The following is a 14,548-nucleotide window of genomic DNA, read 5'->3' on the forward strand; positions in this document are numbered from 1 at the left end:
AGGCCTTTACCCCACCAACAAGCTAATGGGACGCGGACTCATCCATTGACGGCAGCTTGAAACAGAGGCCGCCTTTTCTCACACATCTCCAAAATGCGTAAGCTTATCCGGTATTAGCAGCGGTTTCCCACTGTTATCCCGAATCCATGGGTAGATTATCCACGCGTTACTCACCCGTGCGCCGCTCTACTCAGGGACCGAAGCCCCCTTTCTCGCTCGACTTGCATGTGTTAGGCACGCCGCCAGCGTTCATTCTGAGCCAGGATCAAACTCTCCACTTAAAAATACTCAAAATGAAGCATGGCTTTAAAACCATGTTCTTTCTCTCCCCCTCGCTATTCCATTGTCAAAGAACTCACTCGCCGCTGTTGCGCTTCATCGAAGCGCCGTGATGCGCGGCGAAGAAGCAGGTTCTATAGATACCCCTGCTCAGTGTCAACAAAAAAAATTATTTTTTTTAAAGTTTTTTTTGTCATGGAAATTCAAACAATTGAAGCATAGCATGTCTTGGTGTTTTTCGATGAACACCAATACGTTTCAACAAGCTGAACACAAGATAAATTTTAGAAAAGAAATCCAGTCGGTTAAAGAGACAATGCAGGCAAACTAGAGACAACCAATTAATATAATGTAACTTATTTTCAACGTTACAGCGACCCTTCTTGATTTCAGCAGCAAGGCTCCGAAATATGGCCTTTAGAGCACTCGGGATTATCTGGGTTCGCGTTCATCCCGCCCTGTCGTTTCCGATCCTCTGGAGTTGTATCGAATTTCAACCGGCAATATCCAAAAGCATGTTGTCGCGATGCACTGCCTCGGAATAGGGGCACTGCCCCAGGACCGATGCGATTTCCGAACTTTTGCGACCCATGACGCGTTTCAGTTCCGCGGCCTTGTAGTTGGATAGGCCGACCCCAATGGGGCGGCCCTCAAAATCCATGATCCGGACCAGGGCGCCGACACCAAAATTTCCCGACACGTTCACGATTCCGGCCGGCAACAGGCTTTTCCCCCCCTGCCGCAGCGCTTTGACGGCGCCGGCATCAACCCATAATTCGCCGTCCGTCTCCTGATTATAGGCCATCCAGAACTTGCGTCGGGAAATGCTTTTTTCCTGCGGCACGACCCATGTACCCAGCATTTCTCCGTCGAATACCTTTTCCAGGCTGAACTTTTCCTTGCCGGAGACAATCAGCGTCGGCACTCCAAGCTGGGCGGCCCGTTTTGCGGCCAGCAGCTTGCTGTACATCCCGCCGGATCCGGCTCCGGTCTTGCCGCGACACAGCTTTGCCGGCTCAAGGGTCAAAATGTCCGTGATGCATTCCAGGCAACCGGCATCAGGATTATCGTCCGGATTATCGTCAAAAACTCCTTTTGCCGAGGTCAGATTGATGAACAGGTCCGCCTCGACCATATTCAGCAACAGGCTGGCCAGGCTGTCGTTGTCTCCAAACTTCAGCTCCTGTACGGCCACGGAATCGTTCTCGTTGACGATGGGTATGGCCCGCCATGTCAGCAGCGTCTGAAATGTATGCCTGGCGTTCAAAAACCGCGACCGGCTGCGCAGATCGTCCTTGGTCAAAAGAATCTGGGCAGTAACCTTGCCGAACCGCTCGAACGCCTCATCATAGGCGTGCATCAATCTGCTCTGCCCGATTGCCGCGGCGGCCTGCTTCTCCGGCAGATGCGCTCCAAGACACAAACTTGAGATGACTTTTCGGCCGGCGGCCACGGCTCCTGAAGAGACCAGAACCAGATCCAGCCCGCGATCGTGCAGCGACGACATCTGGTCAGCCAAACGCGATACAACACGCAGATCGAGACCTTGTTCCGACGTCAACACGGCACTGCCCACCTTGATCAGCACCCGTTTGGCGTTCGCCAGCACCTGACGGCGATGTTCCTTCCAATCACTCATAATTATCTTCCTTGGCAACTATTCAGCATTTTGATCACAAGACAAGAACTAGTCCGGCATGTCCTGATTTTTCGGCCTCGAATATTGACTGAGCTAACTTCGTCCATCCTGTTCATCCCTATGCATGCCGATGCCGTTTTAAGCACTTCGGGATAGGCGCAAGGGTTCAAAAGGTTGGAGAAGGAGTTCGTGAAGTCGCAAAATCATTCGCCCTGCCGCAAAATTGAAAATACAAAAGTTTTTCGCGGCCATTGATGACTAGGATGCCTTAACGACGAAACCGTGAATACTCATTGAAATGCCGGATGAAAAGCCCTTGCATTGTGCAGCCGCTCCCCCTCCCGATCCCGGATACGAAAATAATGCAACCGGAACGGATGGAATTTCTTGCATCTCACAAGACTGAATAAACAAAAAAAGGAACACCACCTTCGTGCTGCTCCCTGATTTTGTTGGCTTTTTAATTGAAAAAAGATGATTGGTGGAGGCGGCGGGAATCGAACCCGCGTCCGAGAACGGTCCGCCAGCGACGTCTACAGGCTTAGGACAGGTTTAATTCTCGTCTTGAAAGCTGCCCCTGTCCAGGCGGCTCCAAGGCCAGTTCGTCTGTGTCTCGCTATGATTCCCGACGAACAAAGGAATCAAGCCAGCCTGAGGTGTCGTCGCTTCTATCGGCTTACCAGGCGATGGGCCGTAGAAGCGCTGGCTGTCTTAAGCAGCCAGGGCGTATTCGCGATCGTTGGCAGTTGAATGCCTGCTGCGTGTTTAACGAGGCCTCGCAGCACCTCGGCCTGCAGCCGTGGTTTCATCATCCCCGTCGAAACCAGGGCGCCCCCATGTGCGGAAGAACACTATTATATGTTTTGAGACTGATTTGGCAAGTGGCATTGGAATAGTAAAAACTTGAATGTGTGAGTGCTGCATTTTCATCAAATAGAGGCATGTCGAGCGCCAACGACCCATATCACAAGTTTGACCTTGATTCGGCATCGGATGGTGTTGGGACGGGTTTCGTCATCAGATCATTGCCGGACACACTCACGCAAAAGCTGTTCATTCACGCAAGGATACGATGATAGACGGCGGGAGAATGAATTTTCGACCCCCAAATAACCGGCTTACCTCTGCTCAAACGCCCTTCGAGGTTGTTTTCAGAGCCTCGAAGCTTACTTAACTGATTACAAATCACAGTCACAGGCTCTTCACTCAGGGCACATCGGCCAACTGCGGCAACAATTTTATGTCGCCCCAGTTCCTGGAACTTAAACATGATGAACAAATACGCGTGCCTGCTTTCGAAGACACGGATCCACGATTTACAACATGAAGGCCGTCACCATTAAGCGACGATAAAAAATGGATGACGAGTCCGCGGGGGCTGTTATGATCAACGGTGTTTCCATGAAGCAGTTCGTGCTTGATCTCAACCAGGAGATCAACAACGACAATGTCTACAACGGCGCCGCGGCGCTCGGGTACTACCTGACGCTCGCAATTTTTCCGGGCATAATCCTTTTGATGACCATTATTCCCTATCTGCCCATCGACCGGGTAGATGAGGCGATCATGGATCTTCTGGGGCAGGCCTTGCCGGAAGAGGCCTATGACATGGTAGCCGGGGTAGTGACCGATGTTACGGCAAATCGGCGCGGGGGCCTCCTGTCCTTCAGTCTTCTCGGAACTATCTGGGCGGCCTCCACGGGGATGTACGCAATCATGCAGCAGCTCAACATCACCTATGGCGTCAATGAGGCCCGCAGCTTTATTCGTGCTCGAGCCACGGCGTTGATACTCAGCCTGCTTTTCGGCCTGCTGGTCGTAGGGGCATTCTCACTTATCGTTCTCGGCGGCATTATTGAGGACTGGATGGGGACCCGTCTCGGAATGAGCGACACCCTGATTATGGCCTTTGCCGCCTTCAGATGGGTGGTTATTGTGCTGGCCTTGTTTTTGGGGTTCGCCTTGATCTACCGTTATGCGCCGAATGTTGAACAAAAATTCAAGTTTATCACCTGGGGCAGCGTGTTTGGCGTGACCATGTTGATCATTGTTTCTTTAGGCTTCTCCATCTACACTAGCAATTTTGCCGACTACGACGCGACCTATGGCAGCATTGGCGCGGTTATCATTTTGATGTTATGGCTCTACGTCGCAGGACTGGTGATCCTGGTCGGTTCGGAAATCAATGCCGTGCTTGAGCACTACAGTTCACACGGCAAGCGCAAGGGTGAAAAAAAAGAGGGGAATCACAAGGGCAAGAAACTAACGGACCGATAGCAAGGAGATGGTTCCAGGAACCGAGGGGCAGCAATCAGAGCAGCCACTCAATGGGCAACCTGGAAAGAATCCAAATCACGGACCGTTGCAAAGTGGTCGTGCCCGGTTCGACATCATGGCGAATCAATTTGCCTTCTTGCAATTCAAGCCAGTAGAGATGCCCCTCGTCGTTCAGCCGCACTTCATATGCGTTGGCCGGTATGGTCGTTTCAAACGCGTTCGATATTTTCTCGGCCAAAGATGTACTGTCGATGACGAAACCAAGTTCTGTGTTCAGCTTGGCGGAACGGGGATCAAAGTTGAACGAGCCGACAAAAACGCGTGAGGCATCCACGGAAAACGTCTTGGCGTGCAGGCTCGCCCCGGAGCTGCCGAAGGGACCGGCCTTGCCCGAGTATGGCTGCATCGTGGACGAAAGCTTGAACTCGTAAAGTACGATGCCGGAATCGAGCAGATCCTTGCGGCGTTTGGCATAACCGGCATGGGCTGGAAAAACATCGGTGGCCTCCAGGGCGTTCGTCAGGACCTTGATCTGAACACCCTTTTCGGCCATGGCCGCAAAAGCCGCCACCCCTGTTTTGGTGGGTACGAAATAAGGTGAAATCAAATCCACTTCCCTGGTCGGAACACCGACGACATCCCGGAGTTGGGGGATGATTAAATCTTCGGGAGCACTTTTTTGCAGCACCTTGTCCGGGTCGTCACTGACCATGCGAACGTTCGTCCACTCCAAGGCCAAATTTCCCGCTGCCAGATCACTCATAAACCGGGAATCGCGCACAGCGTCCAAAAAATACTCCACTTTCGCGCTTTTGTCGGGATCAAGTTCCGGCATTCCCACAACGGCCGCGTCTGCCTGGGCCACGATGGCTTCCAGCGGATAGGCCGCCCTGCTGTCCCAGTAGCGATCAAAATTAGCGGACACTTCGCGGACAACGTAACCGACTGTCAAGACGTCCAGGTCCGCGAAGAGGTTGTCGTTGGTCGCTCCGAAATACTCATCACCGATGTTCCGCCCACCGACAATGGTGACCATGTTGTCCGCGGTGAAGGACTTGTTGTGCATTCGACGATGGGCACGTGAAAAGTCCAAAATGAAGTCTAACGCACGGAAGTTGCGGAAGACGAAGGGGTTGAACAACCGCACTTCTAAGTTGGGATGCGCGTTCAATGCCGCCAGGGTCTCGTCCAGACCGGCCGTGGGCAGGTCGTCCAGCAGCAGCCTGACCCGGACTCCACGTTCGGCGGCATGATGCAATGCCTCAAAGAGCAGGTTCCCGGTCAGATCATTGCGCCAGATATAATATTGAACGTCCAGTGTCCGCTCCGCGACCGAAGCCAGAACAATTCGCGCCGCAAATGCGTCCTTGGCTGTTTGCAAAGCGAAAACGCCGCTCACTTCGGGATGCGCGTCAAGCAATGGCCCCACAGCCTTGCCCAAAGGCGTTGCCAGTGCCTCGTCATACGTCAATGCGGAACTGCTGGTTCGCGAATCCAGTGCCGGCAAGGAACTGCATCCCCCTCCCCAAAGGCCGGCCAGGAGGATCAGTCCCAGAAAGACACGTTGCATGAAGCGGGACGCTCGCTGAGTTGGGCGCGACTCCGGAATGACAGGAAAGGCTTGAGAAGCTTCGTTGTTATGGCGCAAACGCATCATTTAAAAATTCTCGTAACACACGATATTCAATGCAAAAAAAGGTTGGTGCGGCTTGCCTTGATTTTGCGGTCTCGCATATTTGATCGAGAGCCAGGATTCGTTCATCGAACCATTGCACCACATTCGGACAAAATGATGTATCACGTAATGGTTCGATGTTTTGAGGCCGAATAAGAAGTTTGCGAGTTCGCAAGCGCAAGGCAGGATAAGCTGGATCACAGCTGAATAGTTATCAATCCTCTCGGGTCAAGTCAGAATCAACGAAGTATGAGACGGGTTGAGGGTTAAACCTGGTGACGCATGTGGATGCGTAACTGAAATTATGAATCTGGCAACTTCTTGGAAACAGCCACGGCTTTTTCCAGGGCAGCATAGACTTTCTTCAGGGAAAAAGGCTGCTCCACGACATCGACCATCATCAACCCTCCGGCCCAGTAAGGAATCTGGGTCGTGTATTGCGAAAGCCAGACACAAGGTACTCTGTCCAACGCCTGCAATGTTTTCAGTGATAACTCATCCGGTCTGGAAATGGAGCAGATGAGAACATCCAGATTGGTTGAAGTCTCAGGGGAACCATTCACCACCATTGGCCGGTAACCTCGATCCAGAAGAACGTCTTTGAGCAAACGGCGCAAGGAATCGTCAGGACAAAGCACGCCGACATTGCATTTGTCGCCCTTGATGTTCTCCCGAAACCTGCATGCAAGTTGCGCCAAACGTTTTCCCTTAAGAGCCAGATCATCCGAAAGTCCAGAGATGAATGACAAGTCTTTCGGCTCAAGTTGCTCCAAATGTCTGATGCCAAACTCAAGTGATTTGATTGTCTCCACTGGAGACTGCCTCTTGCCGGATGCAATGGCTGGAGGCAAAGTCCCACTGGCTCCTTGTTCTTCCTCAGTTCCAACGCCGGTGGTTCCCTGCAGCAGATGCACCAGCGACTCGCTCCAGAAGTCGCTGGCTTCGCCTTGCAACACGTTCAAATCCGTTCTGCCGCTCAACAGCGAGGCGACTCGTTTTAACGCACTGGCTCCGGGGGACGTCCCGGACATGTTCACCGGCAATTTCTGATGCGCCGCCGCCGCGCGAAAAACAGGATCATCCGGCACGACCCCAAGCGTGAGAAGACGGAGCTTCAGATGCTTCTTGCAGACAGCGGCAAAACGTTCCAGAAGCAGTTGATGGTTGAAATGCGGTAAAACCCGATTCAGCAGAATGTAAGGTGGTCGTCGCAGTCCGTTCTGATTGAGAACCTTGATCAGGGCATAGGCGTCGGTGACCGAGGACGGCTCGGGATTGATCACGATAATATGCTCTCGGGCGGCCAGACAAAAAGAAATGACCTGACGATGAATGCCCGCGGAATTGTCCAGCAGCAGGAAGTCATAGCCGTTCAGGGTTTTGATTTTTTCAATAAAGGCCCTGCGTTGGTCGCGGCTCAAGTCGGTCAAGGCGGCGATGCCGGAACCGCCTGAGATCACGTCCAGCCCCGGCCTGACCGGTGTCAGAACATCTTGCGCGTTCAGATCATTCACCAACAGGTCGCTCAAGGTGTATCTGGGTGTCAGCCCGAGCAGGACATCCACATTAGAAAGCCCAAGATCAACATCCACGAGACAAACTTTCTTGCCGTTTTCAGCGAGTATCCAGGCAAGACTCGCAGCCAGGGACGTCTTGCCCGCTCCGCCCTTTCCGCTTGCAATGGCGACAACTCGGGTGCGTGGGGTGCTCATGATCAAGTACGCAGACGATCTTGGACTTCAGCCAGAAGGCTTTTGATGTGAAAGGGTTTGCGAAGACACTTGCAGCCGTGTTTCCCGGCTTCCTCCACCTCTTCCCGCGAGGCCATGCCCGTAATTGCTATGACAGGCAAGGTCGCCCCACTGCGGCGAACCTCACGAAGGAGGGTCAGACCGTCCACAAAGGGCATTTTGATATCCATCAACATGAGGTCGAAACTGCCCTCCGCCAGGCGTTGCAGCCCCTCCCTTCCGTTTTCCGCGGTGACCACGATCATGTTTTCGTTCTCCAGGGCTTCCTGAAGAACCCGGCGGATGTGTTCCTCGTCGTCCACCACCAGAATTCTGGGACGAACAGCCATGATTAGCGGGCAAGAAGGTCCCGAGGTGGAATTCTCCGGGCGCAATGCCGTGATGTCCACCGGCAACTCTACGGTAAACGTGGTTCCTTTACCAACTTCGCTTTCTATTTCGATCTTGCCGAAATGATTGTTAACGATGCCTATGGATGTGGAAAGTCCCAAACCGGTTCCCTTGCCCTGCTCCTTGGTGGTGAAAAACGGGTCGAAAATCTTTTTGAGATTGTCCTTGGAAATACCAACGCCCTGATCCTGAATCTTGACGAGAATGCCTCGCCCCTCACGAATCATTTGTGTGGAAACTGTAAGGTCGCCACCGGATGCTTCCATGGCATGCTGGGCATTAATTGACAGGTTGAGGAAGACCTGTTCCAACTGGTTGGGATCGGCCTTGATGGGGATCATCTGGGGATCATAGTTCTTGCGGATGTTAATGGCATGCTTTCGATATCCAGTATTCATCAGTTCCAGCACCCGATCCAAAACAGCATGAACGTCAACGGATTGCAGCTTCGGCGGACAAGGCCGGGCAAAGTCCATCAAATTAGTAAGAATTTTACTGATTCTCTCGATTTGTTCGGAAATCAGGGCTAGCTCGCCTCTGCGTTTTTCATCCTGCTCCTTGCATTCCATCAGCTGAGCCCGGGCGGAGATGATCGCTAAAGGATTGTTAATCTCATGGGCGGCTCCGGCTGCCAACTGCCCTACAGCGGCCAAACGTTCCGCCTGAATGAGCTGGAGATTAACCTGTTGATTATTCCATAAAGCCAGGGCCAAATCTTCCTGCTTGGCCTGGAGACGTTCCAGAAGCATGACGTTTTCAATTGTTGATCGGAGCATCTGGGCGATCTGTAAAAAATTCGTCCAGACCTCCCCACCCTGGTCCTGTGCATCTTGTTGCAGGGAAATGACCAGTTCTGCAAAATATGTTTCAGGATCTCCGAAACTGTAGATTGTGAACGGAGAACAGGCGTTCGGGGTGATAGTCCGCGTGTCCAGCATTCTCAGTTTATAATTCGCCAAGACTCTGCGCAGTTCAGCAGGCAAACTCTGATCTTCATGCTCCCATACGGGTTCCCCGTCGTGGTTGGTGAAGCAGAGCAATTTCCGACGTCGACCACCGTCGACCCAGACTATGCCTTCCAATTCATGAGTTTGATGGTCAATGGCATAAAAGATGCCGATAGGGACGGAGGAAAAACCTTTAAAAGCTAGGGCCACCTCTGAGAATAGTTCCTGTCTGGTACGCACGGTCCCAAGCTGGATCCCTAATTTTCGGGATAACGTCAGACAAGAATTCAACTTGGAAAGCGTCTTGTTCTTGGAGTCAAGGTCAAGGCCCAGCTGGGACAGCTTGCGATTCGCACCCTGTATAACGTCATGAAAAATCATGTCCAAATCGTTTTCCAGGTTGAAAAAAGCGGCCTTTCCTTCATATTCCCGGATCGCCTCCTGCTTGATGCCAGCGAAGTCCTCCTGACTCAGATCGAGTGCGTTCAGTAATGTTGAAGACATTGTTTTCATATCGAGCCAGCAGGGCTGCTCACAAAACAAATCCCTGGCTACGGAGTTGGCCAAAGCAATGATATTTCGGATTTCCCAGTTCAGGGAAGCTGTGTTCGTGGCGTAAAACTTGTCGTGATGCATCCAGATACAATCCACCAGCGAGTTCGGCAGGTTCCATGACTCCGCGAGAATTTTTCCCGCCAAACAGTGGGTTGTCCCCAGAACCAGTTGTTCGGCTTCCTCTGAAGACAGGCGTTTTTCATCACGAACCTCTTCAATACTCAGGGCTGCATCCGGAAAAACATCCATGATCACCACTTTTCCGATATCATGCAGCAAACCTCCGACAAAGGCCGTCTCCTGAAGCTCGGGAAAGGTTTTTTTGGCCAGCAGCCGAGCTATAATCCCGGTCATCAGGCTATGAGTCCAGAGCGATTTAAATTCGGCTTGTACCCGTTGGGAAACATCCGGGAGGTACTCTCTGATCAAAACACCTAAGAGAGCACATCGAACCTGGGTTAACCCGGCCAGGGCCACGGCTTGATTGACCGTGCCGACCTTGCTGCGCAGGCCGGTCTGAACGTTGTTCACCAATCTCAAGATCCTGGCCGTAAGCACCGGATCGGATTCCATGATCCGAGATAATTGCCCAATGTCGGCATCGTCTTGCATGGAAAGGGTCAAGGCCTGAACGGCCACGGTGGGTAACGTGGGCAATTCTTCGATTCTGCGAATCATCGAGCGCATGCCGGCCGGGTCCGCCATGGGATCGTCCTTCTTCATACGTTCATGAAGCATATGTGAACTCCAAATCCAATAGGTGAGATGGGGTCGTCAATTCAGCATCGACACGAGCTTTGCCACCGCCACTTTCCCTGATGTGATTTCAATTCACACACCATCAGCCAATGCTCATCTTCCGCAAAGCCTGATACAGAGCCTGGGTGCCATCACGACCATGCCCCAAAGCCGAAGCCTCTTTATATATCCGTTCCACCAGATCCAGACCCGGCAGACGGATGCCCATGCGCCGGGCTTCTTCTAGAGCGATGCCCATATCCTTGATGAAATGATCGATCATGAAGCCCGGAGCAAAGTCACCCTTGAGGATGCGGGGCGCGAGATTTTCCAGAGACCAGCAGTAGGCGGCGCCCTTGGTGATGGACTCCAGCACCTTGGTGGGATCAAGTCCGGCTGCCGCTGCATAAACCATGCTTTCGCAGACGCCGATCATGGTGCCGGCAATGACGATCTGGTTGCACATCTTTGCATGCTGCCCGGCCCCGGCCTGTCCCTGATGGACGATGTTCCCCCCCATAAGCCGGAACAGCGGCAAAACCGCCTGAAACACCGCGTCGTCCCCTCCGACCATGATGGACAGCTTGGCATTTCGCGCTCCCACATCCCCTCCGGAGACAGGCGCATCCAAAGCAAAAGCCCCCTGCCCGCGGGCGGCATCGGCAATCTCCACGGCCAGACTTGGACTTGTCGTGGTCATGTCCACGCTGACCGCTCCTGACTTCAGACCCCGCAAGACCCCCTGCTCTCCAAAATAAACCTCACGTACATCCGGAGGAAAGCCGACAATGGAAAAAACCACGTCCGAATTATGGGCAACTGCCATTGGGGATTCGGCCCAAACCGCGCCTTTGTCCAGCAAAGCCTTGGCTTTGGACTTGGTCCTGGTGAACACGGAAACTTTAAATCCGGCATCCAGCAGGTGCCCGCACATGGACAAGCCCATCACTCCCGTCCCGATCCAGCCGATCCGGGTGATTTCATGCGATACGGGCGTCAACTTATCCGTCATGTTTTCCTCCTTGAATGAAATTCAGCCCAGCATGGAACAGACGCCAGGCCAAAAACAACCCATGCTCCAGATGCATGTGATAAACAGCTACCCATGAAAGCAGTTACCCTTGAAAAGAAAACGTCCAGACCGCAAACGATGCAGCCTGGACTTGAAAAACGGCAAGGTAAGCTATGAACAAGATGGTATGCCCCAAACCATATATAACCCATTCGCCGTGTAAGCTTGACGAGTTTATGGATAACTGATCAAAAATTTGCGGCAATGGCCTGGATACCCGGTCGCAGGCATGATGTGCTTGAAAAAGCTTACCCATTGAAGTCATTCCCGCGAAGTCGGGAATCCAGTTTAAGGAAATTCGCAGGCTGTGCCCGACTTTTTGAAGCAGTTACGCTTCAGGCTATTCCTTGCCTGTTTCTCCGGACGCCTCGGCCATGGCCAGAATTGGCTTAATGATTCGATTCATGGCCTGGGCAGTGGGGCCCTCCTGGTGCACGCGCAAAAACGCGAACCCTTCGTCTCCGGCCCGTACCACCTCCGCATCCAGGGGAATGCGGCCCAAAAACGGCACGCCGGTCTCACGGGCAAGGGCTTCTCCCCCGCCGCTACCGAACACGTCGTCAACCTCTCCGCATTTGGAGCAGATATGACCGCTCATGTTTTCCACGATGCCCAGGACCGGATTGCCCACATCCGCGCAGAAGGTCACGGAACGGCGCACGTCGTCCACAGCCACACCCTGGGGCGTGGTGACGATCAAGGCCTTGGCTTCGGGACCCAGCAACTGGAGCACGGAAAGAGGTTCGTCGCCGGTTCCCGGAGGGCAGTCCACCACGAGAAAATCCAAATCGCCCCAGCGCACGTCACGGAGAAACTGCTTGATCATGCCCATCTTCACCGGACCGCGCCAGATCACCGCCTCCCGGTTGCTGGGCAGCAGGAACCCCAGAGACATGACCCATAGATTAGGGCCCGCATTGATCGGTTCCATGCGGTCTGCATCGACCCGCGGTCGTTCTCCTGACAGGCTGAGCAGCCTGGGAACGCTGGGACCATGCACGTCCACATCCAACAACCCGGTTTTCTTACCGGCCATGGCCAATGCCTGGGCCAGGTTCACCGCTACGGTGCTTTTTCCGACGCCTCCCTTGCCGGACAAGACAACGATCTTGTTCTTGATCCGGGCCAAGTTAGCCTGTAAAATCTTCTCTTCCTCGCTCGGACCGCTGCAATCCTTGCCCGAACAGGATCCGCACGCATGATCGCCCATGTGCCATACTCCTGAAGTCAGATGTTAAAGTATTCGATGCTTATGGCTGAAACCATTCACCTGAAATGGATGAGTCTCAACCATCAAGCTTCAAGTGCCGGTCGCGCCGTGGCCTACCGTGCCATTCGTGTCCCAACCCGTTGTCATAGTTGCCAAGCCACGAATGCGGCGAACATACGGCAGGCTATCGGATACGTCCAGAGCAAAAAAATTACCTATTCAATCAGTGTGCAACCTTCAACTGCCGTCAACAAGACAGGTCAACCCTACGTCAAGAATTGAGGCGATATCGCCGAAAAATTCACGGACTTGGTAGATTCGTGCAGTTAATGATAATCTTTGCTTTCTCATTTTCCGAAAAAATTGGCCCATCATGCTCACTGAAGGTACATCATGATGAGGTTTGGCTTTCAATGAGATTACGCTTGACATTACGGAAAAAAAACAGTGGGAAAGGTGGCGGCGCTTCATTGCCGATAGTTCGGGAATGATATAATACAAAGTTCACAACAGGACAGAATCACATCATCTTTCCTCAACAAGGAAGTCCCTTTCGGGAGGATACAAAAATCATGACGTTTCCCAGTTTATCTTTCGGGGATATGATTGCCAAAACGCCAATCGTACAAGGCGGGATGGGCGTCGGCATTTCCCTTTCCGGTCTATCATCGGCCGTGGCCAACCAAGGCGGCATTGGCGTCATCTCTGCCGCCATGATTGGCATGAACGAGCCTGACCTTGCCAAGAATTACACCCAAGCCAATATCCGGGCCTTGCAAGATGAGATTCGCAAGGCCAAGGCAATGACCAAGGGGATTCTTGGCGTGAACATCATGGTCGCTCTGAGTAATTTTGCCGATCTGGTCCGCACCTCTATCCAGGAGCGTATCGACATCATCTTTTCCGGAGCCGGGTTGCCCTTCGACCTTCCGAAATATCTCACGGAAGATTCTCACACCAAACTTGTGCCCATTGTCTCCTCCGGCCGCGCAGCCGCCATTATCTGCAAGAAATGGATATCCAAGTTCAACTATGTTCCGGATGGCTTTGTCGTCGAAGGCCCCATGGCCGGCGGCCACCTGGGCTTCAAGGCGGAACAGCTGGACGATCCCGAGTTCCAGCTCGAAAACTTGGTTCCCCAGGTCATCGAAGCGGTGAAGCCTTTTGAAAGAGAACATAACCGCTCCATCCCCGTGATCGCGGCCGGAGGCATCTTTTCCGGAGCGGACATCTGCAAGTATCTACGAATGGGCGCCGCCGGCGTCCAGTTGGGAACCCGCTTTGTCGCGACCCACGAGTGCGATGCGGACATGGCCTTCAAACAGGCCTTCATCGACGCCAAGGAAGGCGATGTGACCGTGATCAAAAGTCCGGTGGGCATGCCTGGACGGGCGCTGAAAAATGTTTTCCTGGATGATGTGGATGAAGGCAAGCGCAAGCCCTTTAAATGCCCCTACCACTGCATCGTCACCTGCGATATCAAGAAAAGTCCGTATTGCATTGCCCAGGCTCTGGCCAACGCCAAGAAAGGGCGCATGAAACTGGGCTTCGCCTTTGCCGGTCAGACAGCGCACCGGGTGGACAAACTGCTCTCGGTCAAGGAATTGATGGATTCCCTGGAAGCCGAATACAACGAGGCCTGCGCAGGACCGGCTCCTACCGGAAACTGAGCGCCTCAACCAGATCAACCTGAAGACGATTGTTCAAGCCTTTCTGAATGACGGGCTTTCTTTTAGTTCTGAGTTTCTAAAAAACATCAAGACGGGGGACTGGTCCCCCGTCATTTTTTTCGCCGGGGCCGACGTATGTTGCACTAAGCATGTGAAGCCGACCCGGTGGACGCAGAGTTTTGCCTCTTGTATTCATAGAGGAAAAAAGATAGAGCCGCGTTGAGCTTTGGCGGCGCTTTCCCCACAGTTCAGAAATTTGCCGTTGCGAACCTTTACTGGGAGCACTCGGCACAACTTCATGCAAACAATAATTACGTCGGCTTTTTCGCCGGTCTTGACGGAGCC

8 protein-coding genes, 1 rRNA gene and 1 other RNA gene are annotated in these 14,548 nt (G+C 53.0%); 2 read left to right on the forward strand and 8 right to left on the reverse strand.

Going from position 1 to position 14,548, the window contains the following annotated elements; genetic code table 11:
• The 3 genes from BLP93_RS11370 to ssrA form a co-directional block, all read right to left on the reverse strand.
• Positions 1 to 281 (reverse strand): 16S ribosomal RNA (locus BLP93_RS11370); the annotation flags it as partial.
• 491 nt (positions 282 to 772) lie between these two features.
• Positions 773 to 1,918 carry a glutamate 5-kinase gene (gene proB / locus BLP93_RS11380; protein WP_092121597.1) on the reverse strand — a complete coding sequence of 382 codons (1,146 nt, stop codon included), beginning with the start codon at positions 1,916 to 1,918 and terminating at the stop codon, positions 773 to 775.
• Between the two features lie 479 nt (positions 1,919 to 2,397).
• Positions 2,398 to 2,754, reverse strand: a transfer-messenger RNA (tmRNA) gene (gene ssrA, locus BLP93_RS11385).
• Positions 2,755 to 3,274: 520 nt separating this feature from the next.
• Between ssrA and BLP93_RS11390 the strand changes: the two genes are divergently transcribed.
• Positions 3,275 to 4,195 (forward strand): YihY/virulence factor BrkB family protein, encoded by a 921-nt coding sequence (locus tag BLP93_RS11390; protein WP_092121600.1) that lies wholly within the window; start codon positions 3,275 to 3,277, stop codon positions 4,193 to 4,195.
• A 34-nt stretch (positions 4,196 to 4,229) separates the two neighbouring features.
• On the opposite strand, the gene BLP93_RS11395 is transcribed toward BLP93_RS11390, so the two are convergent.
• The 5 genes from BLP93_RS11395 to BLP93_RS11415 all read right to left on the reverse strand — a co-directional run bounded on the left by BLP93_RS11395 (position 4,230) and on the right by BLP93_RS11415 (position 12,533).
• Positions 4,230 to 5,765, reverse strand: a complete 1,536-nt coding sequence (locus BLP93_RS11395; protein ID WP_092121601.1) for a phospholipase D family protein — start codon at positions 5,763 to 5,765, stop codon at positions 4,230 to 4,232.
• 407 nt (positions 5,766 to 6,172) lie between these two features.
• Positions 6,173 to 7,582 carry a nucleotide-binding protein gene (locus tag BLP93_RS11400; protein ID WP_092121602.1) on the reverse strand — a complete coding sequence of 470 codons (1,410 nt, stop codon included), beginning with the start codon at positions 7,580 to 7,582 and terminating at the stop codon, positions 6,173 to 6,175.
• A gap of 2 nt (positions 7,583 to 7,584) precedes the next feature.
• On the reverse strand, positions 7,585 to 10,251 hold the full coding sequence (locus BLP93_RS11405) for an HDOD domain-containing protein (protein ID WP_092121606.1): 2,667 nt from the start codon (positions 10,249 to 10,251) through the stop codon (positions 7,585 to 7,587).
• Between the two features lie 103 nt (positions 10,252 to 10,354).
• Positions 10,355 to 11,263, reverse strand: coding sequence for an NAD(P)-dependent oxidoreductase (locus tag BLP93_RS11410; protein WP_092121616.1), 909 nt, complete (start codon positions 11,261 to 11,263; stop codon positions 10,355 to 10,357).
• A gap of 400 nt (positions 11,264 to 11,663) precedes the next feature.
• A complete protein-coding gene (locus tag BLP93_RS11415; RefSeq protein WP_092121617.1) occupies positions 11,664 to 12,533 on the reverse strand; it encodes an Mrp/NBP35 family ATP-binding protein in 870 nt (289 codons plus the stop codon).
• A 572-nt stretch (positions 12,534 to 13,105) separates the two neighbouring features.
• On the opposite strand from BLP93_RS11415, the gene BLP93_RS11420 reads away from it, so the two are divergent.
• Positions 13,106 to 14,203: an NAD(P)H-dependent flavin oxidoreductase gene (locus tag BLP93_RS11420; protein WP_092121618.1), complete on the forward strand. Its 1,098-nt coding sequence runs from the start codon at positions 13,106 to 13,108 to the stop codon at positions 14,201 to 14,203.
• Positions 14,204 to 14,548 lie beyond the last annotated feature (345 nt).

Source organism: Desulfonatronum thiosulfatophilum (assembly GCF_900104215.1).
Taxonomy (GTDB): domain Bacteria; phylum Desulfobacterota; class Desulfovibrionia; order Desulfovibrionales; family Desulfonatronaceae; genus Desulfonatronum; species Desulfonatronum thiosulfatophilum.